The organism is Serratia sp. 22278, assembly GCF_052045405.1.
GTDB lineage: Bacteria > Pseudomonadota > Gammaproteobacteria > Enterobacterales > Enterobacteriaceae > Serratia > Serratia marcescens.
This window is the reverse complement of the sequence record NZ_JBQEOW010000001.1, coordinates 843,447-866,979: the sequence shown is the minus strand read 5'-3', so window position 1 is coordinate 866,979 and position 23,533 is coordinate 843,447. Positions and strand designations below refer to the sequence as shown.

At 61.6% G+C, this 23,533-nt stretch carries 21 protein-coding genes; 8 read left to right on the top strand and 13 right to left on the bottom strand.

The features are described 5' to 3' along the window. Positions 1-118: 118 nt before the first annotated feature. The gene (gene clcB, locus ACTJJ6_RS04340; RefSeq protein ID WP_016927862.1) at positions 119-1,420 is read left to right on the top strand and encodes a voltage-gated ClC-type chloride channel ClcB; all 1,302 of its coding nucleotides are present in this window, start codon (positions 119-121) and stop codon (positions 1,418-1,420) included. Here clcB and ACTJJ6_RS04335 read toward each other — a convergent pair. Continuing rightward, a complete protein-coding gene (locus tag ACTJJ6_RS04335) occupies positions 1,417-1,809 on the bottom strand; it encodes a helix-turn-helix domain-containing protein (RefSeq protein ID WP_016927863.1) in 393 nt (130 codons plus the stop codon). The two genes, clcB and ACTJJ6_RS04335, sit on opposite strands and share 4 nt — an antisense overlap. Positions 1,810-1,879: 70 nt before the next feature. On the opposite strand from ACTJJ6_RS04335, the gene ACTJJ6_RS04330 reads away from it, so the two are divergent. After that, positions 1,880-2,374, top strand: a complete 495-nt coding sequence (locus tag ACTJJ6_RS04330) for a DUF2938 family protein (protein WP_049298957.1) — start codon at positions 1,880-1,882, stop codon at positions 2,372-2,374. A 5-nt stretch (positions 2,375-2,379) separates the two neighbouring features. Here ACTJJ6_RS04330 and bioD read toward each other — a convergent pair whose 3' ends face one another. From bioD to ACTJJ6_RS04315, 3 genes are all read right to left on the bottom strand, one after another. Continuing rightward, the gene (bioD, locus tag ACTJJ6_RS04325) at positions 2,380-3,048 is read right to left on the bottom strand and encodes a dethiobiotin synthase (protein ID WP_004938529.1); all 669 of its coding nucleotides are present in this window, start codon (positions 3,046-3,048) and stop codon (positions 2,380-2,382) included. Positions 3,049-3,192: 144 nt separating this feature from the next. After that, positions 3,193-4,410, bottom strand: a complete 1,218-nt coding sequence (mlc, locus tag ACTJJ6_RS04320) for a sugar metabolism global transcriptional regulator Mlc (RefSeq protein WP_004938526.1) — start codon at positions 4,408-4,410, stop codon at positions 3,193-3,195. A 159-nt stretch (positions 4,411-4,569) separates the two neighbouring features. Further along, positions 4,570-5,460, bottom strand: a complete 891-nt coding sequence (locus tag ACTJJ6_RS04315; protein WP_049298953.1) for a LysR family transcriptional regulator — start codon at positions 5,458-5,460, stop codon at positions 4,570-4,572. A gap of 147 nt (positions 5,461-5,607) precedes the next feature. Between ACTJJ6_RS04315 and ACTJJ6_RS04310 the strand changes: the two genes are divergently transcribed. Further along, positions 5,608-6,876 (top strand): MFS transporter, encoded by a 1,269-nt coding sequence (locus tag ACTJJ6_RS04310; RefSeq protein WP_170913122.1) that lies wholly within the window; start codon positions 5,608-5,610, stop codon positions 6,874-6,876. A 51-nt stretch (positions 6,877-6,927) separates the two neighbouring features. On the opposite strand, the gene ACTJJ6_RS04305 is transcribed toward ACTJJ6_RS04310, so the two are convergent. Both ACTJJ6_RS04305 and ACTJJ6_RS04300 read right to left on the bottom strand, forming a co-directional pair. Further along, complete coding sequence (locus ACTJJ6_RS04305) at positions 6,928-8,214, bottom strand: glycoside hydrolase family 10 protein (RefSeq protein WP_440802203.1); 1,287 nt, start codon at positions 8,212-8,214, stop codon at positions 6,928-6,930. Between the two features lie 126 nt (positions 8,215-8,340). Continuing rightward, on the bottom strand, positions 8,341-10,137 hold the full coding sequence (locus tag ACTJJ6_RS04300) for a glycoside hydrolase family 3 protein (RefSeq protein WP_440802200.1): 1,797 nt from the start codon (positions 10,135-10,137) through the stop codon (positions 8,341-8,343). 277 nt (positions 10,138-10,414) lie between these two features. On the opposite strand from ACTJJ6_RS04300, the gene tus reads away from it, so the two are divergent. Further along, complete coding sequence (tus, locus tag ACTJJ6_RS04295) at positions 10,415-11,353, top strand: DNA replication terminus site-binding protein (protein ID WP_033640460.1); 939 nt, start codon at positions 10,415-10,417, stop codon at positions 11,351-11,353. Here tus and ACTJJ6_RS04290 read toward each other — a convergent pair. From ACTJJ6_RS04290 to ACTJJ6_RS04275, 4 genes are all read right to left on the bottom strand, one after another. Next, positions 11,343-11,711: a VOC family protein gene (locus ACTJJ6_RS04290; protein WP_028128189.1), complete on the bottom strand. Its 369-nt coding sequence runs from the start codon at positions 11,709-11,711 to the stop codon at positions 11,343-11,345. The two genes, tus and ACTJJ6_RS04290, sit on opposite strands and share 11 nt — an antisense overlap. Positions 11,712-11,801: 90 nt before the next feature. Next, positions 11,802-12,491 (bottom strand): helix-turn-helix transcriptional regulator, encoded by a 690-nt coding sequence (locus ACTJJ6_RS04285; RefSeq protein ID WP_440802198.1) that lies wholly within the window; start codon positions 12,489-12,491, stop codon positions 11,802-11,804. A 61-nt stretch (positions 12,492-12,552) separates the two neighbouring features. After that, the gene (gene fumC / locus ACTJJ6_RS04280; RefSeq protein WP_016927873.1) at positions 12,553-13,950 is read right to left on the bottom strand and encodes a class II fumarate hydratase; all 1,398 of its coding nucleotides are present in this window, start codon (positions 13,948-13,950) and stop codon (positions 12,553-12,555) included. Positions 13,951-14,180: 230 nt separating this feature from the next. Continuing rightward, a complete protein-coding gene (locus ACTJJ6_RS04275; protein ID WP_228009684.1) occupies positions 14,181-14,651 on the bottom strand; it encodes a hypothetical protein in 471 nt (156 codons plus the stop codon). Between the two features lie 322 nt (positions 14,652-14,973). Here ACTJJ6_RS04275 and manA point away from each other — a divergent pair, with 322 nt between their 5' ends. Both manA and ACTJJ6_RS04265 read left to right on the top strand, forming a co-directional pair. Beyond that, entirely contained in the window at positions 14,974-16,152 is a 1,179-nt protein-coding gene (manA, locus tag ACTJJ6_RS04270; protein WP_049298943.1) for a mannose-6-phosphate isomerase, read from the top strand. A gap of 140 nt (positions 16,153-16,292) precedes the next feature. Continuing rightward, positions 16,293-17,825 (top strand): YdgA family protein, encoded by a 1,533-nt coding sequence (locus ACTJJ6_RS04265; protein ID WP_049298941.1) that lies wholly within the window; start codon positions 16,293-16,295, stop codon positions 17,823-17,825. Positions 17,826-17,869: 44 nt separating this feature from the next. On the opposite strand, the gene ACTJJ6_RS04260 is transcribed toward ACTJJ6_RS04265, so the two are convergent. After that, positions 17,870-19,024 carry a serine hydrolase domain-containing protein gene (locus ACTJJ6_RS04260; protein WP_049299008.1) on the bottom strand — a complete coding sequence of 385 codons (1,155 nt, stop codon included), beginning with the start codon at positions 19,022-19,024 and terminating at the stop codon, positions 17,870-17,872. Between the two features lie 102 nt (positions 19,025-19,126). Here ACTJJ6_RS04260 and ACTJJ6_RS04255 point away from each other — a divergent pair, with 102 nt between their 5' ends. Next, positions 19,127-20,032, top strand: a complete 906-nt coding sequence (locus tag ACTJJ6_RS04255) for a LysR family transcriptional regulator (protein ID WP_033640465.1) — start codon at positions 19,127-19,129, stop codon at positions 20,030-20,032. A gap of 29 nt (positions 20,033-20,061) precedes the next feature. Here ACTJJ6_RS04255 and blaSRT read toward each other — a convergent pair whose 3' ends face one another. Further along, entirely contained in the window at positions 20,062-21,198 is a 1,137-nt protein-coding gene (gene blaSRT, locus ACTJJ6_RS04250) for an SRT/SST family class C beta-lactamase (RefSeq protein ID WP_016927879.1), read from the bottom strand. Positions 21,199-21,404: 206 nt separating this feature from the next. On the opposite strand from blaSRT, the gene ACTJJ6_RS04245 reads away from it, so the two are divergent. Further along, positions 21,405-22,286: a LysR family transcriptional regulator gene (locus tag ACTJJ6_RS04245; RefSeq protein ID WP_097102130.1), complete on the top strand. Its 882-nt coding sequence runs from the start codon at positions 21,405-21,407 to the stop codon at positions 22,284-22,286. On the opposite strand, the gene ACTJJ6_RS04240 is transcribed toward ACTJJ6_RS04245, so the two are convergent. Then, complete coding sequence (locus tag ACTJJ6_RS04240; RefSeq protein WP_033640467.1) at positions 22,283-23,314, bottom strand: Mal regulon transcriptional regulator MalI; 1,032 nt, start codon at positions 23,312-23,314, stop codon at positions 22,283-22,285. The two genes, ACTJJ6_RS04245 and ACTJJ6_RS04240, sit on opposite strands and share 4 nt — an antisense overlap. Positions 23,315-23,533: the final 219 nt, after the last annotated feature.

The window sequence follows — 23,533 nt, the reverse complement described above, 5'->3', positions numbered from 1 at the left end:
CGGGGCGCTCGCCGCCCCGCCTATGCCGCAGTTTGCTAAAGATTCACTGGTCATCGGCCGGAGCGCCAAGCACAATGCGCTGATGACCCTTTGATTTTTCTCACGACGCCGCCCACGCATGAAAAGATTGGTCCACCTGCACCACTATCGCGCCCTGCTGCGCAGCCTGTTTATCGCCGTGTTTATCGGCGTCGCCGCCGCCCTGGCGGTGTGGCTGTTCCACCGTTCGATGATTGGCCTCGAGTGGCTGCTGCTCGGCAATGCCGACGGTAGCCTGGTGGCCGCCGCCGCCGCGCTGCCCGGCTGGCGACGCGCGCTGACGCCCGCCCTGGGCGGTCTGGCGGCGGGCCTGCTGCTGTATATTCACCAGCGCTACCGTCACCAGCGTCCGGCGGCGCCCACCGACTATATGGAAGCGATTGAGACCGGCAACGGCAAGCTGGATACCGGCGCCAGTCTGGTGAAGTGTCTGGCGTCGCTGCTGGTGGTGTCGAGCGGCAGCGCCATCGGCCGTGAAGGCGCGATGATCCTGCTGGCGGCGCTGGTGGGATCGCTCTTCGCCCAGCGCTTTACGCACGAGAAAGAATGGAAACTGTGGGTGGCCTGCGCCGCCGCCGCCGGGATGGCCAGCGCCTATCATGCGCCGTTGGCGGGCAGCCTGTTTATCGCCGAGATCCTGTTCGGCACCCTGATGCTGGCCTCGCTCGGCCCGGTGGTGATCGCCGCAGTGAGCGCCCTGCTGATGACCAACCTGCTTAACGGCGGCCAGGCGCCGCTCTACCTGGTGACGCCGCTCGCCGCCCCTCTGCCGACGCAATACCTGCTGATGGCGCTGGTCGGCGTGGTGGCCGGCGCCGGCGGGCCGCTGTTTTTGTGGTTGATGACCGCCACCGGCCGCGCGTTCCGATCGCTGCGGTTGAAGCCGCCGTTGCAGCTGGCGCTGGGCGGCCTGATCGTCGGGCTGCTTTCGCTGCTGTTCCCACAGGTGTGGGGCAACGGTTACAGCGTGGTGCAGGCGCTGCTGATCGCGCCGCCGGGGGTGTTGCTGCTGGGCGCGATCCTGGTATGCAAGCTGTTGGCGATCCTCGCCAGCAGCGGGTCGGGCGCGCCCGGCGGGGTCTTCACCCCGACGCTGTTCGTCGGCGCCGCGCTCGGTTCTATCATCGGTCAGCTGTTCGGCCTGTGGCCAGGCATGGATGCGGCGGTGCCGCTGCTGCTGGCGCTGACCGGCATGGCCACCCTGCTGGCCGCCACCACCCATGCGCCGATCATGGCGGCGCTGATGGTGTTTGAAATGACCGGCGAATACGCGCTGCTGCCCGGCATTCTGCTGGCCTGCGTGATCGCCACCACCGTGTCGCGCGGCCTGCGGCCGGTATCGGTATACCACACCGCGCCACCGCCCAAACGCGAGGCTTAAAACTCGCCCTGCTGCAGCAGCTTCCTGAACTGCGGGCACTGCAGGTGTTCCGGTTCAGGGCAATCGACCATGTGCTGCAAACCGGCGCGCACCTGCCCCAGACGCCGCAGGGTGCGATCCAGTTCTTCAATCCGCGCCGCCAGCAGCCGGCGATCGAGGGCAATGCGTCCCCGCTCGTCAAACAGCGAGGCGATCTCATCCAGCGTAAATCCCGCCAGCCGCCCGAGGGCGATCAGCTTCAGTTGATCCAGCACCCCAGCGGCGTATTGGCGACGTAAACCATTGCGGCCTATCGACGCGATCAGCCCTTTTTTCTCGTAATGCCGCAGCGCCGAGGGCGCGATGCCGCTCAAACGCGCCACCTCGCCAATATCCAGTTCTTTTGCCATTGACTTGAAGTCGACTTTAAGTTGCACACTGTGCGCACATTACACCATGAGTGACTTTAAGGGCACGAAAATGACGACAGAAATTTTACTGATGATTATGCTGGCCGGGGTGGGCGCCACGCTGTGCACCGATCTGTGGGCCATCGTGCAAAAGCGCGTGCTGGGCATCCCGCCCCTTAACTACGCGCTGGTTGGCCGCTGGTTTATCGGCCTGTTCGACGGCCGGTTTTATCACGCTCCGATCATGGCGGCGCCGGTGCGACGGGGAGAAAAAGCGATGGGATGGCTGCTGCACTACGCGATCGGCGTCGCCTTCGCCTTTATCCCGCTCGGCTTGGCGGGCATCGTGTGGTACGCCGCGCCGACGCCGCTGGTCGCGCTGCTGAGCGGCTGGCTGAGCCTGGCGGCGCCCTTCTTCGTGATGCAGCCGGCGTTGGGCTTTGGCGTAGCGGCGGCGAACACCCCCAATCCGACGCGTAGCCGCATCATCAGCCTGCTGGTGCATACGGTGTACGGCCTGGGGCTGTTTGTCTCCGCCCGTTTGTTGGCCCCTTTGCTGGCCTGAGCGCGCTAGCGCAGCAGCGTGGAAATGTCGAGATAGTGCGCCAGTTCGCGCTGCTCCGCGCGCGGCAGATACGGGATCTCACCCAGCAGCGGCGCGGAAATGCGCTGCTGCAGCGCCGCGATGGTTTCGGCATAGTGCGCCAACCCCGGATTGATGCGGTTGGCGACCCAGCCCAGCAACGGCAGGCCGTCATTGATAATCGACTGTGCGGTCAGCAACGCGTGGCTGACGCAGCCCAGCTTGATGCCCACCACCAGCACCACCGGCAGCTGTTCCTGCACCACCCACTCGGCGTAAGGCCGCAGATCGTTCATCAGCACCCGCCAGCCGCCGCTGCCTTCCACCACCACCGTATCGGCTTTGGCGGACAGATCCCGCAGACCGCTGCTCATCACGCCATAGTTGATGTCCTCGGTCGCATGCGCGTGAAACACCTCATCCAGGCAGGTGATGGGATTGATCTCCTCGTAGGACAGCGGCAGGGTTGAAGATGCCTGCAATACCAAAGCGTCTTTATTGCGGATGCCCTCGCTGGTTTCCTGGCAGCGCGCGGCGATCGGCTTGTAGCCGGCCACCGAACGGCCTTCGGCGGCCAGCGCCTGCATCAACCCGCGGGAAACCACGGTTTTACCGACGTCGGTATCCGTGCCTGTCACAAATAAACGCTTCAACATGAATAAAATGCCCCAGAATGCCCCGTTAACAATGTATCGCCGCACCGGCGGCGAAGAAGTCTTTCGGAAAAATTCTAGGGGATGCTGCCGCGTAGGGGCTTGAGGTAGCTCAATCTTTTGCAGGATTAATAAGAAGTTCTGATGTTAGCCTTGCAGCAGTTGCACCAGCAATGAACCATTGTACAGCGCCTCTTTCACCAGCGCCGCGCCGGGCATGGTGCCCTGATTGAAGAACTGCGTGGATTCGACCTTGACCTGCTCGCTGTAGGCCGGCAGCGCCTGTTGGCGAATGCAGGAGGCGATGGCCGGGTGCAGGATCTCCGCCGCGCGGTTGAGCGGCGAGCCCACCAGGATCTTCTCCGGATTGAACAGGTTGACCATGATAGCCAGAATCCGCCCCACGCTGTGGCCGACGCCGAGAATGATGTCCCGCGCCAGCTGATCGCCCGCCAGCGCGGCGTCACACAGCGATTCGACGGTCAGCGGCGCGCCGTGCAGGCTGGAGCTCATCGAGCCGCTCAGCCGCTGCTGGGCGATCTCCAGCATGTTCTCGATGCTGGCCACGGTTTCGAGACAGCCGTGGTTGCCGCAGTAGCAGCGTTTGCCGTAGGGATCGACCTGGGTGTGGCCGATCTCCACCACGCTGTGGCTGCCGGCGTGCAGCACGTGGCCGCCGGTGATCACCCCGGCGCCGACGTTGTGGTCGATCACCACCTGAATCACGTTCTGGCTGCCGCGCGAGGCGCCGTACAGCGCCTCGGCCATGGTCCAGGCGCTGATGTCGTGCTGCAGGTAAACCGGCAGGCCGGTGCGGGTTTCCAGCGCCGGGCCGAGCGGCATCTCCAGCACATCGTAAAACGGCATGCGATGCACCACGCCGGACTGCACGTCGATCATGCCCGGCAGCGTGATGGCGATCGCCGTCAGCCGTTCCAGCTTGCTTTGGTGGCGGATAAAGAATTGGTCGACTTCGGTCAGGATGCGTTTCAGCAGCGGTTCGGGGTGTTCGGCCGCCAGCGGCAGCTGCTCCTCCACCACCAGTTTACTGCTGAGATCGCGCAGCGCCAGCGTGATGCTGCCGCGGCTGATACGGGCGGACAGGTAATGCCAGGCCTCGGTGTCCAGCACCAGCCCCACCGCCGGGCGGCCCCGGCTGCCGATTTCCTGGTACTCGGTTTCCTTGACCAGATGGGCTTCCAGCAGCTCGCGCACGATCTTGGTGATGCTGGCGGGCGCCAGCTGCGCGCGTTTTGACAGTTCGATACGCGAAATCGGGCCCAGTTGATCGATTAGCCGATAAACCGCCCCCGCATTGGTCTGCTTGATTTGATCGATATGCCCAGGCTGCCCAACCGCAATCACAAACCTGCTCCTACTATTTTTCGCGCTTCTAAATAAAGACTAGGGGTTATGGTGGGGCTTTTGTCATACAGCGTCAACTATTTGATTAGTTATGTGATTTGCTGCACAAATTCCTCGCAATTTCAGCGTGAATTGATTTTTATTTGCCCAAGTTCAACGTCATTTCAGCATCAACGCCATCAGCGCCTGCGCGGCAGCGGTCAGCGGCCGGCGGCGGTGATGCACCAGCCACACTTCGGTGGTGGCGTCCGGCTCCGCCAGCGGCAAATAGCGCACGCCGTCCACCCTCACCCGGGCGAAAGACGCCGGCAGAATCGAGACGCCCAATCCGGCGGAGACCAGCCCGATGATGGTCATCGCTTCCCCCACTTCCTGGGTGATATACGGGGTAATGCCGGCTTTGCCGAGCAGCAGCAGAATTTCGTCGTACAGCGCGGTGCCCACTTCGCGCGAGAAGAACACGAACGGTTCCCGCGCCAAGTGTTGAAACCGCAGCGCGCCGCCGGGCGTTTCCGCCAGCGGATGCCCTTCCGGCACCACCGCCACCAGCGGCTCACGCAGCAGCAGCTGATAGTGCAGCGCCTCCGGCAGCCGCGTATTGCGCATCACCCCCAGATCCAGCTCACCGTTCAGCAGCGGTTCGATCTGCTGTTTGGTGTTGATTTCGCGCATCTTGATGTGCACCTGCGGGGACTGCTGGCGAAAGGCGCGCAGGCTGCGCGCCACCACGCCGATAAAGGGCGCGGAAGAAGTAAAGCCGATGGTCATTTCCCCCAGTTCGCCGCGATCCAGGCGCGCCGCCTTTTCCGCCGCGCGCCCGACCTGATCGAGCACCTGATAGGCTTCTTTGAGGAACATCTCCCCGGCCTGCGTCAAGCTGACGTTGCGGTTGTTGCGCGCCAGCAAGCGCGCGCCGACCATCTCTTCCAGCGCCTGAATTTGCTGGCTGAGCGGAGGCTGGGAGATGCGCAACCGCTCGGCGGCGCGGCCAAAATGCAACTCTTCCGCCACGGCGATAAAGTAACGCAGGTGTCTCAGTTCGATATTCATATTTAAAACGTCTTAATTTGAATTATTAATATATTAGACAAAAAAATCGCCGCTCCCTATCATTTTGTTATCTGTAACCTGTCTGTTTATCTCCCCGAAGTTCGGTAAGGAAACGCTGTGACAACCCCTGTGCGTTCTGCGGCCGCGATGCCGTCGACGCTGGCCGCCAACGATGACGCGGCCGCTGCGCCAAAAGTAAAACGCTCCACCCTCAACAACAAACTCCCCTATATCGAACGCGGCACGCCGCAGTTTATGCGCGTGACGCTGGCGCTGTTTTCCGCCGGGCTGGCAACCTTCGCGCTGCTCTACTGCGTGCAGCCGATCCTGCCGGTGCTGTCGCAAGATTTCGGCGTCTCGCCGGCGGAAAGCAGCCTGTCGCTTTCGGTCTCCACCGGCCTGCTGGCGATCGGCCTGATGTTTACCGGGCCGTTGTCCGACGCCATCGGCCGCAAGTCGGTGATGGTGGTGGCGCTGCTGCTGGCGGCGGTTTGCACGCTGATTTGCGCCTTTATGACCAGCTGGCACGGCATTTTGCTGATGCGCGCGCTGATCGGCCTGTCGCTGAGCGGCGTGGCGGCGGTCGGCATGACCTACCTCAGCGAAGAGATCCATCCGAGCTTCGTCGCCTTCTCGATGGGGCTGTATATCAGCGGCAACTCGATCGGCGGCATGAGCGGCCGCCTGGTGACCGGGGTGTTGACCGATTTCTTTTCCTGGCGCGTATCGCTTGGCGTCATCGGCCTGTTCGCCCTCGCCGCCGCCTGCATGTTCTGGCGTATCCTGCCTGCCTCGCGGCATTTTCGCGCCAGCTCGCTGCGCCCCCGCACCCTGCTGATCAACTTCAAACTGCATTGGCACGATAAGGGGCTGCCGCTGCTGTTCGCGGAGGGTTTCCTGCTGATGGGCAGCTTCGTCACCCTGTTCAACTACATCGGTTATCGCCTACTGGCGGATCCTTATCACCTGAGCCAGGCGGTGGTCGGCCTGCTGTCGGTGGTGTACCTCACCGGTTCCTACAGCTCGCCCAAGGCCGGCGCGCTCACCTCACGCTTCGGGCGCGGCCCGGTGCTGCTGGCGTCGATCGTGATTATGCTGATCGGGATCCTGATTACCGCGCTGCCGCAGGTGCCGGCGATCTTTATCGGCATGATGCTGTTCACCGCCGGTTTCTTCGCCGCCCACTCGGTGGCCAGCAGCTGGATTGGCCGCCGCGCGCGCCGCGCCAAAGGCCAGGCGTCGTCGCTGTACCTGTTCTGCTATTACGTCGGCTCCAGCGTGGCCGGCACCCTCGGCGGCGTGTTCTGGCACAGCTTCGGCTGGAATGGCGTGGCGGCGTTCATCAGCCTGATGCTGTTGCTGGCGCTGCTGGTGGTGCATTACCTGAAACGCCTGCCGGAAGCGGCCCGTCTCTGAAAAGAAAAAGCCGCGGCGACTTGCCGCGGCCCGTCATGCCGGAGCCTGTGATTATTGACCGGTTTTCCAGCGGGTGCGCAGGTAGTTCACGGCCTTATCCGTTTGCGGCTCGGTCAGATAACGTTGCCGGAACAGGATGGTTCCCCCCATCCCCGGCAGGCTCTCGTTGAGATCCAACTGCCTTTTCAGCTCGGGGACGCCGCCGTCGACGGTCCAGGCCGGCTCGCTGGCCGATGGCGTACCCACTTTATACAGCGCCACCCCGGCATAAAGCCGAACCGGCGTGCCTTTCACCACCTCGGCCCACCAGTTGGCCAGCACGTCGTAGCGGACAATTTCACGATCAAAAGGCCAATACAGCTGCGGTGCGATGTAGTCGAGCAGCCCCAGCTTGACCCACTGGCGCGTATCGGCATAGGCCGTATCGTACGACGGCGCGCCGGCCCGCGTCGCCGAGCCGGCAGGATCGTCCGCTTGGTTTCGCCATACGCCCGCCGGGCTGACGCCAAACGCGACTGCGGGCTTCAACGCTTTGACGGTGGCGGAAACCTGTTTTATCAATTGCAGCGTATTGTCTCTTCGCCAGGCGGCTTTGTCTGCAAACCCTTGGCCGTATTCGCGATACGTCCTTTCATCATCCAGCGGCGATTGCGGCGTTTCGTAATAGAAATAATCGTCAAACTGAATGCCGTCGACATCATAGTTTTTGACAACTTCAGCCACCACGCCGGTGATCCAGTTGCGCACGTCGGGCAGACCAGGATCGAGCACGAAGCGATCGCTGGCGGTGCGGATCCAGTCGGGATGCAGCGCATAGACGCTGGCCGGCGGCGACTGCAGCGTATGATTAAGTGCATCTATCGTTTGCTGTCGGGTATTTATGGAAACCCGATAAGGGTTCAGCCAGGCGTGGACCTTGATGCCGCGCCGGTGCGCTTCTGTCAGCATAAAGGCCAGCGGATCATAACCGGGATCCTGGCCCACGGTGCCGGTCAATACCTCCGACCAGGGCAAGATGTCAGAACGCCACAGGGCCGTTCCGTCCGGTTTAACCTGAAAATACACCGTGTTAATCCCGGTTTTCACCATGTCGTCCAGCGCGTCCGTCAGCCCCTGCTTCTGCAGGCGCGCCCGCTCTTGCGGGGATTCCGCTTTCAGCGAGGCCGCCGGCGGCCAGTCCAATCCAATGACCGTGGACAGCCAGATGCCCCGCATCGGTGTGACCGGCGGTACAGGCTGCGGAGGCTTTTCCGGCTCAGGGGGTTTGGCGCATCCGCTCACGCCCAGCATGGCGGCCATCAACAGCCATCCGCCTAGTTTTGTTGCGCCTGTCGGCATAAATGTTCTCCTTCCGTGAGTGACGGTTATCCCATGTCGCGGCGTGCGGAGCAAGAAACCGCCCGCTTTATCAACGCCATCCAGCGACCGGCGCCGCCCTTTCTGACGACGCCGGTACTTGTCCCATTACCAGCTCAGCCCCGTCCCACGAGGGAACGCCACCTTGCCCGTATTGGTTTGCTCATCGTAGTCATGCCAGGTGTTGACCGGCAGTTTTCCGTGCGGTGTGATTTTCCCCGTCAGCACCAGAGCCAGAGATATCATCGAGGGACCGCGCCATACGCCGCTGTCATACCCGTAGTAAGAATAGGTGGCGACAGCCGCATCCACGTCAGCGGCATAGTTCACGATATCGTAAGGCGCGCGCAATGAGAGGTGAACGCATTTTTTCCCCTGCTCGGCGGCGTATTTCAGCCAGCCCGGATAAGGACTGGTATCATTAGCCGCCCCGGTTGCGGAGGTCACAACCCCATCCTGCTCGGCAGGCGTAAAGCGGGTTGAGAGGGTTCCAAGCAAGAACACGTCGCAGCCGGCAATATGTTCCCTGACCTGGGCGTCGCTCAGTTCCGTTTCCTTCGCGGCCACGACGTTCTGGTAGCCTTCCTGCGCCATCACGTTCGCAATGCCTTTGGCCTGCTCGCCCCACGGCGTCAGAATAAAGTAGCGCAGCGCTTTGTCCTTTAACGGCAGCAGACATTGACGGTTGATAACCACGGTAATGGAACGATCGGCAATCCGTTTCTCCAGCTGATGCGCAGAGGACGAAACGTCGTGGGAACAGGGTTTATCGCTATGGCCCATCAGGTGATGGCGCAATTTGAGGCGCAAGATGCGCTCGACAGAGGCATCAATATCGGCCTCGCTGAGATGCCCGGTTTTCACCCGCTGCGCAATGTAGCGGATAAGCTCGGGCAGCAGGCTCGCCTGCGCCGGCGAGGCGATGCTGACAGGCATCAGAGCAATATCCACCCCGGCGGTAAAGACGTTTTCAGCCGCCGCTTGCTGGCTGAAATGCTCGGCAATCGCGCCCATATCCAGCGCGTCTGAAATCGTTACGCCGGCATAACCCAGCTCATTGCGCAGGATCTGGGTCTGGATTTCGCGCGACATGGTGGCCGGCACCGTGATTTTTTCACCGTTGCGGGTGTCGATCTGGCTGTTATCCAGTGCGGGGTACTGAATATGCGCAGTCATCACCATGTCCGGCGCCACGCAGCGGTCAATGGCCTGCTTGTAAGGCGCGATATCGATGGCAAAGGCCTCTTCCCGCGTACGATCGACGCGCGGCAAACCGGTATGCGAATCGGTGGAGGTGCTACCATGGCCGGGGAAGTGTTTGTACGCGGTGATCAGCCCTTGCTGCTTCATCCCCGCCACCATTTTCTCGGCCAGGCGGGCAACGGTGTTCTTATCATCGCTGAAGGCGCGAACGTTAATCACCGGGTTGAACGGGTTGGTGTTGACATCCACGACCGGGGCAAAGTTGGTATTGATATGCAACGCGCGCATATCCTGAGCCATCAGTTTGCCCTGTTCAACGGCGAGCTGTTTATCCGCGCCGCCCTCAATCGCCGCCGCCAGCGCCATATTGCCGGGGAATGAGGCGTAGTCGCCGCGCGGCAGCCGGAAAACGTTACCGCCTTCGTTATCCGTGCCAATAAACAAACGAACGCCGGCGTGCGTTTTCATCGCGGCATACCAGGCCGTCAGCGTTTTGATCTGCTGCTTGTCTTTCAGATTATTGGCAAACAGGATCACCCCACCTATGTGGTTATCGGTGATCAGCTTGCCAATGGCTGCATCGGGAACGGTCATATCCTGATTGCTGCTACCGTTCTGATCCCAGTAGCGAAAATCCAGCATGATTTTTTGCCCGATCTTCTCTTCCAGCGTCATGTTTTTGACTTTCTGTTTAATATCCACCGTAAACCTCCGTTTAAAGCACCCGTTAATGACAGAAGAAAAGATAACCCGAGGGGCTCATAGCGTCCTGCCATTCTGTTTGTTCCAGCGATTGGACAACGGCAAACAAGAAATGGGCTAAACAAAAAATAAACGAGCGAGAGAATTCCCCCTGCTGCCCGCCCTATTTCCCCTGGCAAGCTGGGCGGGCAGTTTAGCCGAGTATTGCCCCATTGCCGATGTTGCCCCCAGTCGGCCGCTCTTCTATAGTATGTTGTAACTAATATGGGAGTGAGCGATGAGCAGATACGATGTGATTGGCCGAATGAACGCCTGCTTTAACGAGCTGGAGCAGGCGCTCGGCGCGTTGCAGCAGCAGATCGCCCCGCTGCGGTTGCTGGCGGCGCGGGTGTTCAGCCTGCCGGAGGTTGAAAAAGGCCAGGAACATCAGGCGATTTCGCATATCGCGGTCGAGCAGCATGTGGGGCAAGCGGCGCGCGATCTGGCACTGGAACACTATCAACGGTTGTTCATCCACCATAACCGGGAGAATGTCAGCAGCAAGGCCGCCGTGCGCCTGCCCGGCGTCATCTGTCTGGCGGTGGAGCAACCGGAATATCAGACGTTGCAGACGCAGTTGGCGCTGATCAACCGCCTGAAGAGCGAACTGGAGCAGATTATCACCGTCGATTCCGGTCTGGCGCCGGAGCAGCGTTTCGAGTTCGTGCACACCCATCTGCACGGGCTGATTACCCTCAGCGCCTACCGCACCCTCACCGCCCTGACCAATCCCGACTCCGTGCGCTTCGGCTGGGCCAACAAGCACATCATCAAAAACGTCAAGCGGGACGACATTCTGGCGCAGCTGGAGAAAAGCCTGAAAGCCGGCCGCGCGGTGCCGCCGCACAGCCGTGAACAGTGGGCCGCCCTGGTCAGCCGCGAAATAGACGACGTCAGCCGCCTGCCGCAGCATGCGACGCTGAAAATCAAGCGGCCGGTAAAAGTGCAGCCGATCGCCCGGGTGTGGTATCAGCAGCAGCAAAAACAGGTGCAACACCCCTGCCCGCTGCCGCTGATCGCCCTGTGTCAGGTTGAAAACGGCGCTGCGGTGCCGAAGATTGGCGAGCTGCTCAACTACGACGCCGACGCGGTGAAACACCGTTACAAACCCGACGCCAGGCCGCTGCGGCTGCTGGTGCCGCGCTTGCACCTGTATGCCGACGACGCTACTCGCTGAGGGCATACACCCGCAGGCGATGGCCGTCCGGATCCCGCGCCACGAAGGTGTAACCGAATTCCATCTCGGTCGGCGTTTGCTCGATAGGCAGCCCGAGTTCGCGCCACTGGTTATAGCGCGCCTCGACCTCTTGCGGATCCTGGCACAAGAAGCCCAGCTCACCGCCGCCGCCGGTCAACGTGGCGGCGGGTTTTACCCCCTGTTTGGCCCACATCCCCAGCTTGAAGCCGTTGTTGAGTACGAACAGGGCGAAGCCGGGCGAAAGTTCCACCGGCGCCTGTCCCAATAAACGTTGATAAAAGGCGGCGCTGTTGAGCGGGTTGTCGACGTAAAGCAGGGTCATGCTGGGAAGGGTCATCGGTCTGTCCTCTGGATGATGGGAACCGGTCGGTTCCCGATAGGCACAGACTAAGGCGCGCGACTGACAGTTTATGGCAGCAGCGTGCCGCTATTGCTCCGCTATGCCCTCGCTGAGGCGCCACTCTTTCAGCAGCCGCCGCCGGCCACGCGGATAACGCTGTTCCAACGGCGTGGCGGCCTGGATGCGATCGAGGCGAAAATGGCGAAAGGCCTGACGCAGCTCGCACCAGGCGACCAACATCTGAAACTGATCGAAAAAGCCCAGCGCAAAGGGCCAAAGCAGGCGTTCGCTGCCCTGTCCCGCCAGATCGAGGTAGTCGATATGCAGTTTGCGCTCGCGGCGGATGGTGTCACGGATCAGCACCCGCATCTCATCCGCCACCGGCGGCGCCTGAACCGGCGCGATAAGCAGCGTATTGGCCTCCAGCTCCTCCCGCAGCGCCGGCGGCAGCACCGCGGCGATCTTGGCCAGCGCCTGGCCCGCCGCGCTCGCCAATTGGCTGTCGCCGCGGCGGCTGACCCAGCGCATCCCCAGCACCAGCGCTTCAGTCTCCGCCGGCGAGAACATCAACGGCGGCAGCATAAAGCCGGGGCGCAGCACATAGCCGACGCCCGCCTCACCGGCGATCTCCGCCCCCTGCTGCTGCAGCGTAGCGATATCGCGGTACAGGGTGCGCATGCTGATGCCCAGCGTCTGCGCCAGCGCATGGCCCGCCACCGGATAACGGTGGCTGCGCAGCAGCTGCATCAGATCGAGTAAACGTTGTGCGCGCGACATCTTAATTTCTCCATAAAAAAGGGGCTTACCTCAGTAAGCCCCCGGTTGTCTCACAGATCAATTATTTCTGCATGCTGCCGACCATCGCTTCCGGCCGCACCCACTCGTCGAACTGCGCTTCGGTCAGGTAGCCGAGCTTCAGCGCCGCGGCTTTCAGCGTCAGCCCTTCCTTGTGCGCTTTCTTGGCGATTTCCGCCGCTTTGTCATAACCGATGTGGGTGTTGAGCGCCGTCACCAGCATCAGCGATTCATTCAGCAATTGGGTGATGCGATCGCGGTTCGGTTCGATACCCACCGCGCAGTGCTCGTTAAAGCCCTGCATGCCGTCGGCCAGCAGGCGAATCGACTGCAGGTAGTTGTGGATCACCATCGGGCGGAACACGTTCAGCTCGAAGTTGCCGGAAGCGCCGCCGATGTTCACCGCCACGTCGTTGCCCAGCACCTGCGCGCACAGCATGGTCATCGCTTCGCACTGGGTCGGGTTGACCTTGCCCGGCATGATGGAACTGCCCGGCTCGTTCTCCGGGATCGAAATCTCACCGATGCCGCAGCGCGGGCCGGACGCCAGCCAACGCACGTCGTTGGCGATCTTCATCAGCGAAGCCGCCAGCCCTTTCAGCGCGCCATGCCCTTGCACCAGCGCGTCGCAGGTCGCCAGCGCTTCGAACTTGTTCGGCGCGGTGACGAACGGCTGATGGGTCAATTCCGCCAGCGCTTTAGCGACGCGCACCGCGTACTCCGGATGGGTGTTCAGGCCGGTGCCGACCGCCGTGCCGCCCAGCGCCAGCTCGGCAATGTGCGGGATACTGTCCTCGATGTGTTTCAGATTGTGCGCCAGCATCGCCGCCCAACCGGATATCTCCTGCCCCAGGGTCAGCGGCGTGGCGTCCTGCAGATGGGTGCGGCCGATTTTGACGATGTCGCGGTAGGCTTCGGCCTTGTCGCTCAGCGTCTTGTGCAGCACTTTCAGCTCGGGGATCAGGTGCTCGCGCAGCGCAATCACCGCCGCCACGTGCATCGCGGTGGGAAACACGTCGTTGGAGCTTTGGCTTTTATTGACGTCGTCGTTCGGGTGCACCTTGCGCTCTTCACCGCGCACGCCGCCCAGCAGCTCGCTGGCGCGGTTGGCCAACACTTCGTTCATGTTCATGTTGGTCTGGGTGCCGGAGCCGGTTTGCCAGATTGACAACGGGAACTGGTCGGCATGGCGATCCGCCAGCACTTCGTCGGCGGCCTTGATGATAGCGGCGCCCCGTTCGGCCGGCAGCAGCCCCAGATCCACGTTCACCTGCGCGGCGGCGCGCTTGGTCAACGCCAGCGCGTGGATCAGCGCGGTCGGCATCTTTTCGGAGGAAATACGGAAATGCGCCAACGAACGCTGGGTTTGCGCGCCCCACAGCTTGTCGGCCGGTACTTCGATGGGGCCCATAGAGTCTTTTTCGATACGAACGCCTGCCATCATGATCTCCTTAGCATAATTCCTAAAATTGTAGGGTTAGGCCGACGCGCTACCCCCCGTCGGCATGCACTCCCAGTATAGTGACATAATAACTATTCGCATTAAGAGAGTTATCTCACAGCACGTTTCATCTCTTTTACCCATTAACGACGCGGTTATTTTCCGCCGGTTAACCCGCGGTGAAATAAACGGCCGGGAATGAGCCTGGAGAATAAAAATGTGGATAACCATTAATGCGGATGACGCGAATTAAAATTATTGATGCGTTGCGCCTGTAAATGATTGAGCTCATCGAACCGTTGCTGCTGCAGATGATTGATCTCGTCGTAGGCGTCCTGCCGTTCATTATGCCGATACACCCCGGTCGCCGCCGCACCGGCGGTGAGTGCCAGCGGATGCGCCACAGCCGCGACCGGCGCGGGTGTAACGACGATCGGTGCCGGCGCGATCACCACGGTGCGTGGCGCCGCGTAAGGATAGGCGACAATCACCGCCGCCTGGGTTGCGCCGGTGCAAAGCCCCAATAGCAACAACAGTTTTTTCATGCAACAGACCTCTTGTTTCGTTAAATCGACGTGTTGGCCGTTACGGTAAACGGGTCTGACGCGCAGGTTTAAGCTCAGCGTGTGATAGCCCGGCGCAGCGCGAAAATAATAATTAAGGGAATGGCTCAGACGGTAAAAAATAAATTCAGCCGACATAGTTTGACATGCTGAAAAAATAAATAATGACGCAGAATGACCAAGCTATCGGCAATAATTCCGCGGGGCCAAAGAATAATCGATCGGCGGGTTTTCCGGGCCGCCTTGAGGCCTGCGCGCCAATTGAGACGCCGATCGTTATCACGCTATACTTTGGCCCCGTTGCCGGGCGCGACGTTATCCGGCGTTTTTTTGATCGCGCCCATGATTTTTCCTGCCGACGCGGGCGTAGGATAGGTGTCGGCACAGATTTAGTTAACCGTATAAAATCAGTAGGTTATTGTCATCCAGTACGACAATGACGTTAAGGACGTTTATCGACATGCAAAAAATGACCAACGCGGTACAGCATTACGCCTGGGGCAGCCACGATGCGCTGACCCGTCTTTACGGCATCGCCAACCCGGATAATCAGCCGATGGCCGAACTGTGGATGGGCGCCCATCCCAAGAGCCCTTCCCGCGTGCCGGGCGCCGACGGTGAACTGCGTTCGCTGCGCGATCTGATCGACGAAGACCAGCCAAAACAGCTGGGCGCCAACGTCGCCAGCCGTTTTGGCGAGTTGCCGTTCCTGTTTAAAGTGCTGTGCGCCGATCAGCCGCTGTCGATCCAGGTCCACCCGAGCAAAGCGGCGGCCGAGGTCGGCTTCGCGAAAGAGAACGCCGCAGGCATCCCGCTGAGCGCCGCCGAACGCAACTACAAAGATCCCAATCACAAGCCCGAGCTGGTGTTCGCCCTGACGCCGTTCCTGGCGATGAACGGTTTTCGTGAATTGGCCGATATCGTTTCCCTGCTGCAGCCGATCGCCGGCGCGCACCACGACATCGCCGCCTTCCTGCAACAGCCGGACACCGCCCATCTCGCGACCCTGTTCGCCAGCCTGTTGACGATGAGCGGCGAACAAAAATCGCTGGCGCTCGGCGTGCTGAAAGCCGCGCTCAACAACCAGCAGGGGGAACCCTGGGATACCGTGCGCTTCATCGCCGGCTTCTATCCGGACGACAGCGGTCTGTTCTCACCGCTGCTGTTGAACGTGGTGCAGCTCGCGCCGGGCGAGGCGATGTTCCTGTATGCCGAAACGCCTCACGCCTACCTGAAAGGCGTGGCGCTGGAGGTGATGGCCAACTCGGATAACGTGCTGCGCGCGGGCCTGACGCCGAAATTCATCGACGTGCCCGAGCTGCTGGCCAACCTGCAGTTCCGCCCGCAACCGGCTTCCGGCCTGCTGACCCAACCGGAGCAACGCGGCAACGAGCTGTTCTTCCCGATCCCGGTGGAAGATTTCGCCTTCTCACTGCACGATTTGACCGCCGCGCCGCAGGCGCTGGCACAGCGAAGCGCCGCCATCGTGTTCTGCGTCGCCGGCGAAGCGACGCTGGAGAAATCCGGGCAACGCCTGACGCTCAAACCGGGCGAATCCTGCTTTATCGGGGCGTTCGAATCCCCGGTCAACGTCAGCGGCAGCGGCCGCATCGCCCGGGTTTATAACCAACTGGCCTAACCGTTGATAAATTTCAGCAAATTGCTTGCTGAAAGCGAGAGCTGCCCCCACAATTAAGCGCCTGCGGGCGTTTTTTGGCGGCCCCTATTTGCCCCTCCCACGCAACGGAGGGTGATAAGAAAAAAGGATGAAACAGAGCTATGAAAAAATCGTTAGTCGCTGTCAGCGTCATTGTCGTTCTTGGCGCAGCATGGACCGGGGCATCCTGGTACACCGGGAAACAGATCGAGCAGCACATGGGCGAAGTCGTCGACAACGCCAATGGCCAATTGAAAGCCTACCTGCCGAAAGCCGGCGTCAAGCTGAGCTATGAAAATTACCAGCGCGGCCTGTTCAGCAGCAAAGTGCGTTATGTGCTGCGTTCCGACGGCACGGATACCAGCGAAAACGCGGCGCTGAAAGCCGGTGAAGAAGTGGCGTTCCTGGAAACCATCGATCACGGTCCGTTCCCGTTCGCGCAGCTGAAAAAATTCAACCTGCTGCCGAGCATGGCGTCGGTGCATACCGAGCTGGAAAACACCCCGGCGGTGAAAGGCCTGTTTGAAACCACCAAAGGCAAATCGCTGTTTACCGCCGATTCGCGCATCTCGTACAGCGGCGATACCGCGTCCACCATCGACTTTATCCCACTGGACTACCAGAAGGATAAATCTTCGCTGAAATTCAGCGGCGCCACCATTGACGCCGACGTGTCCCGCGATCTGAAAAAATTCGCGCTGGACGCCAATAGCGACACTATCGTGTTCGCCAGCCCGAATGAATTCGGCCAAAACGAGCAGATCACCTTCCAGGGCTTCAACCTGAAAGGCAACAGTAACGAAAGCAAGTTCGGCGTGAAGCTCGGCGATCAGACGATGACCCTGAAACAGTTCAAACTGACGATCGACGGTAAAGACACCGTGGCGTTGGACGGTTTCAATCTGGTGAGCAAGTTCGGCGAGCAAGGCAGCAGCAACATCGGCGGCCAGATCGACTACACCATGGACGCGCTCAAGGTGCAGGGCAACGACTTCGGCGCCGGTAAACTGACGCTGAAAATCGACAACGTCGACGGCAAGGCGCTGAAAGACTTCTCCGACAGCTACAACCGCCAAACCATGGCGCTGCTGCAGCAGGGCGAGAACCTGGATCCGGACGTCTACGAACAGCAGACCTCCGAGATGCTGCAAAAGAACCTGCCGATGCTGCTGAAAGGCAATCCAAGCCTCAGCATCGCCCCGCTGAGCTGGAAAAACAGCAAGGGTGAGAGCATCTTCACGCTGGATCTGGCGATGACCGATCCGAGCAAGGCCGCCTCCCCGGCACAATCGCCGGATCAGCTGATCGCTCAGGCGGTTAAAAAGCTGGATCTCAGCCTGACCATTCCGGAAGCGATGGCCACCGAAGTGACCGCGAAGACCGCCTTGTTGCAGGGCTATAATGCGGAAGACGCGCAGAAACTGGCGCAGCAGCAAGTGCAGGGCCTGGCGGCCATGGGCCAGATGTTCAAACTGACCACCCAGAAAGACGGCGTGATCGCGAGCCAGTTCCATTACGCTGACAATCAGGTTGACCTGAACGGCAACAAAATGTCGCTGCAGCAGTTCATCGGCCAGTTCGCCATGCTGGGCGCCCCGGCGGAAGACGCTGAACCGGCGCAGGAAGCGGAACCCGCTCCGACACCGGCGCAGTAATCGCCTGAAAACCTAACAAGGGCCCCCTGCGGGGCCCTTTTTATTTACGCCGCATAAACCGCATCGCGGATCTGCTGCGGATAATAACCGCACATGCCTTCAAACGCGGTGTTGGTCAGTATCACCACGCTCAGCTGCGCCTGTGGATCAAAGAACCAGCTGTGGCCGTAAACGCCGCCCCAGGTCAGCGTGCCGGCGTGCTGCGGCGTCTGCGCCGCTTCTGCGTCAATCAGCAGCGCGCCACCAAAGCCGAACCCCCAGCCCGGCCCTTGCGTTTGCGCCTGCGCACCCACGTGCGGGCTGCGCAGCAACGCCACCGTCTCCGGCTGCAACATGCCCTGCCCGCCGCTGCGCAACGCTTCCACCAGCTTCAGCACATCGTCGGCATCGCCGACCATGCCCGCGCCGCCGGAAGGATAAGCCTCCACGTTAAGCGCGCGCGCCGGCGAGAACGTCACTTCTCCCCCCGCCATGCCTTCCGGCAAGGCGATCCGCAGACCTTCATGCATGCGCAGCGGCCCTTGCGGCGTGTTGTAATACGGCGTCGCCAGGTTCACGGCGTCCGTCGCATGGAATGCGGTGTTGCCAAGCCCCAGCGGCTGCGCCACCCATTCGACAAACAGCTGCGGCAGCGACATGCCCGTCACCCGCTCCAGCACCGCGCCAAGCACGTCGATCGCCAGTGAATAATTGAAGCGCTCTCCCGGTTCCGACAGCAACGGCGCCTGCGCCAACAGCCGCAGGTTTTGCTCCAGCGTCAGCGTCGACAGCTCCACGCCGTCCTGGATCCCCAACTGATGGTAAACGCCCGCCGGCGGTTGGTTCAGCCGATAGTCCAGACCGGCGGTATGGCTCAGCAAATGGCGGATCTTGATCGTCGGGCGGCGGCCATCCGCCAGCGCCGGGGTAAACCACGGCAGCCAATCGCTGACCGCATCGTCCAGGCTCAGTTTGCCCCGCTCAATCAGGCGCAGCGCCGCCAGCGTGGTATAGGGTTTGGAGACCGACGACAGCCGAAACTGCGTTTCCCGCCGCATCGGCCGGCGCGCTTCGCGGTCGGCATAGCCGGCCGCCCCGGCGTAACAAATCTCGCCCCGCCGCGCCACCAGCACCACGCTGCCCACGATGCGCCCTTCGGCCATCGCCTGTTGATCGATCGCCGCGATCCGTTCTGTTAACGCCTGTTGTGTTGCCGACATGATTTTCATCTCGCTGAGGGAAAGTAAAACCAGTCTAAAACGTTCGTCATAAATTAAAATAAGGCATAATTTAATGAATCATTAAGCAAAGGTTATTAATAGATGAGTTCACTCCTGCAACTGCTGCCCTATTTCGAAGCCGTGGCACGGCTGGGCAACTTTACCCGCGCGGCCAGCCAACTGGGCGTCACGCCGCCGGCGGTGTCGCAAAACATTCAGGCGCTGGAGAATCAGCTCGGAGTGAGGTTATTCCACCGCACCAGCCGCTCGGTGCGCCTCAGCGACGAGGGCCGATTGTTCTATCAGAAGGTGTCGCCAGCCATGAGCCAGATCGACGTGGCGGCGGACGACGTGCGCGCCCTGGGCGCGCAGCCGGCGGGCCTGCTGCGCATTACGCTGCCGCAGCTGGCCGCTTCGCTGCTGGTGATGCCGCACCTGGCGGAATTTCAGCGACGCTATCCCGAAGTGCAGCTTGAGCTGTTTACCGAAGACCGCTTTTCCGATCTGGTGCTGGGCAGTTTCGATGCCGGCATTCGCATGCACGCCATGTTGCAAAAGGACATGATCGCCGTGCCAATCGACAACGGCCAGCGCCGGGTGCTGGTCGCCTCGCCCGACTATCTGGCGCGTTGCGGCGCGCCGGCCACGCCGGACGATCTGCTCGCGCACCATTGCCTGCGCTACCGTTTTCCCGGCAGCGGCAAATTGGAACCCTGGTATTTCAGTCGGCACGGCGATGAGCGGGCGCTGGACGTCAGCGGCAGTTTGATCTTTAACGAAGATCGGCTGATCAAGGATGCGGCGTTGGCGGGGCTGGGTATCGCACAGCGTTTTCAGGGTACGGTGTTGCAGGAGCTGGCGCAGGGCGATCTGGTGGAAGTGCTGCCGGAGTATGCCAGCGAGGCATCCGGATTTTTCATCTACTTTCCCGCCGGCAGGCATCTGCCGCTCAAGCTGCGCGCCTTTATCGATTTCATGCGCGAGCGGCGAGATCGACAGCACCGGTAACAGGGGCGCCCCGACGGCGCCCCCCACGATCAGCGCTTATCCAGCGCTTGCACGATGCGGTAAGCCGCCTCGACCCGATCGTCGTTCGGGAACCATTTGTTGGCCAGCATCACCACGGCGATATTCTTCGCCGGGATAAACACCGCGTAGGTGGAGAAACCGCCGGTAGAGCCGGTTTTGTTATACCAGCCGGCGCGCAATTCCGGCTGCGGCGGCGTGATGGCGGTAGCCGGCGTGCCGTTCATGATCATCCCGGCGTTGTTGCCCTCGATCAAACGAGACAGTTTCACCGGGTATGGGTAGTTCTCCCACATCAGATCCTGCGTGAACGCGCCCGCCTTGTAATAACCGACGTGCGTCGCGGTCAGCGCCTCGCGCCACGGCTGCGCGACCTTCACCTGCTGCAGGTTGGCGTCCAGATAGCGAATCAGATCGCGAGCGTTGGACTTGATGCCGTAAGACTCGGCGTCCAGCGGGCCGGGATTGACCCGCACCGGCTTATCGTCCTTGTTGTAGCCCTGCGCATAGTTGGCCATCTGCGCCGCCGGCACCTGAACGTAGGTGTGGCTCATGCCCAACGCCGGCAGCATCCCCTGTTCCATCGCCTGGGTAAACGGCTGGTCGAGGCTCTTGGCGGCGATCATGCCCAGCATGCCGATGCCGAGGTTGGAATAGACGCGGTAGCTGCCCGCCGGATGTTTCGGCTGCCAGGCCCGGTAGTAGGCCATCAGTTGGGCGTTGTCGGTCACGTCGTCCGGCACGAACAGCGGCAGGCCGGAGGTATGCGTCGCCAGATTCAGCAGGCTGACGCCGTCGAAGGCGCTGCCGCGCAGCTCGGGCAGGTAGCGGCTGGCCGGATCGTTGAACGACAGCTTGCCCTGCTGCTGCGCATAGACCGCCAGCGTCGCGGTGAAGGTTTTGCTCAGCGAGCCCACTTCGAACAGCGTCTGCTCGGTGATCGGTTTGCCGGTCTGCTTCGAGGCGACGCCATACGGGTAAATCTGCTGTTTGCCGTCGACCGACACGGCGATCGCCATGCCCGGCACGCCATATTTTTTCATCAGCGGCTGAATAACGGCGTCGATATCCTGCTGCTGCGCGGCGTGCGCGGTCGGCAAGATCAGCGCGGCGATCAGCGCGGACGCCAGGCGGTTCATTTTCGTCATGATAGAGGCTCTTCGGTTGCAGGGCATCGGCCGCGGCCAAAAGTTTTTATTGGCGTTATGCACGGCGCTTTCCCTGGTTGATGATGTCATTCCTTTACGGCTGCCGCGACGCTCTCAGCAGCCGCGCCAAATATCGGATTTTGCCGTCGGGTTGACAAGCGATAATAATTTCAGCCAGCATAAAGAAAAACTTATGGCTATCGACAATGCGCAACCGACTTCCCCTCAACGCCCTGCGGGCGTTCGAATCCTCCGCCCGCCACCTGAACTTCACCCGCGCCGGCCTGGAGCTGCGCGTCACCCAGGCCGCCGTCAGCCAGCAGGTGCGCATGCTGGAAGAACAGCTGGGCATTCAGCTGTTCCGCCGCCTGCCGCGCGGGTTGGATCTGACCGAAGAGGGCCAGGCGCTGCTGCCGGTGTTGAGCGACGCTTTCGACCGCATCGAGGCGGTGCTGCAGCAGTTCGAAGGCGGGCATTTCCACGAGGTGCTGACGGTGGCGGTGGTCGGCACCTTCGCCGTCGGCTGGCTGTTGCCGCGGCTGGCGGCGTTCCGCGCGGCGCATCCGTTCATCGATCTGCGGGTGCTGACCCACAACAACCTGGTCAATCTGTCGGCCGACGGCATGGATTTCGCCATCCGCTTCGGCGAAGGTCTCTGGCCCGCCACCTGCAATATCAAGCTGTTCGACGCGCCGCTGACGGTGCTCTGCCCGCCGGCGGTCGCCGCGCGCTTGCGCACGCCGCAGGATCTGCAGCACGAGCAGCTGATGCGCACTTACCGCAAGGATGAATGGGAGCGCTGGTTCACGGCTGCGCAGGTGACGCCGTGGCGGATCAACGGACCGGTGTTCGACTCATCCCGGCTGATGGTGGAAGGCGCGATCCAGTGCGACGGCGTGGCGCTGGCGCCGGTCAGCATGTTCCGCCGCGAACTGGCCGCCGGCGCGCTGCAGCGGCCATTCGCCGCCGAGGCCGCGCTCGGCGCCTATTGGCTGACTCATTTGAAATCGCGGGATCTGACGCCGGCGATGAAAACCTTTATCGGCTGGATCCGCCGGGAGGCGGAAGAGGAACAGCGGCGGGACTAGGCGGAGCCGCGCCGGATCAGCGTCGGCGGCAAAATGACGTTCTGCGCCGGCAGATCGGCGTCACCGATGCGCTGCAGCAGGCGCGCGGCGGCGCTGCGCCCCACTTCCCGCGCCGAGCTGGAGACGAAGGTCAGCGGCGGCTCGGTCAGTTCGGCCTCCGGCACGTCGCCGAAACCGATCAGCGCCACCTGCCGGCCATAGTAGGCGTCGACCCCGTCCGAGCCGATACTGCGGCCGCTGCGCGTCAGGCCAAAATAGGCGCCGAGCGCGACCGACGCCTTGTGGCAGACGATGGCGGTAATGTTCGGGTAGTGGCGCAGCAGTTGCTCTGCCGCTTCCGCCGCCTCACGCTGCCGGCAATCGCACTCGACGATCCATTCGCTGCGAAACGGCAGGCCGTACTGCACCAGCGTGGCGCAAAAACCGCCCAACCGCTCGGCGCGCGTCAATGAGTCGCTCTGGCCGCCAAGGTAGGCGATTTGGCTGTGACCGCGTTTGATCAAAAATTCGGTGGCCAACTTGGCGGCCTGCATATTGTCCGGCCGCACCACGTCCACCCCATCGAGACCGCTGGAGCGCGCCACGCAGACCAGCGGCACGCCCTGCTCGGCCGCCTTTTCCTTCAGCCCAGCCGCCGCGCGGATGCCGCCCGCCAGCACGATGCCGTCGACGCCCTGCGCCAGCAGCGCGTCAAACGCCCGCTGCAAGCCCTGGCCGTCGCGCCCGCTCTGCGTCAAAAACAACAGCTTGTCGTGCGCCTCCAGCGCTTCGCTCAGCCCGGCGGTCATTTCGGCATAGAAGGGTTCGCAAATGTCGCGCAGAATAAGGCCAATCACTCCGGACTCCCCGCCGCGCAGCGTCGCCGCCTGGCGATTGCGCACATAACCCAGCTGCTCTATCGCCTGATTGACCTTCTCGGCGGTGGTCGGCGAAATGCGCCCTTTGCCGCTCAACACCAGGGAAACCGTGGTGACCGACACGCCCGCCTGCTGCGCCACATCGGTGATGGTGATTTTTTTGATGCTCATAGTCTCTGCGAACCCGTTCCTGGGCAACCCGCGCCGTAATGATCAAGGGTATACCGAATCCGTTAGCTCAGTAAAACGTTTTACTGCCTGCCGCATTGTCGCCAAAAACCGGGCGGCAGATTTGTGATTGGCGCCGCATTTTTGCTAGGTAAAACGTTTTATCTTCTTTTTACCTAATCAGAAGTCCCCTTTTTGCTCGTCTTTTCGCCAGGAGAAGTC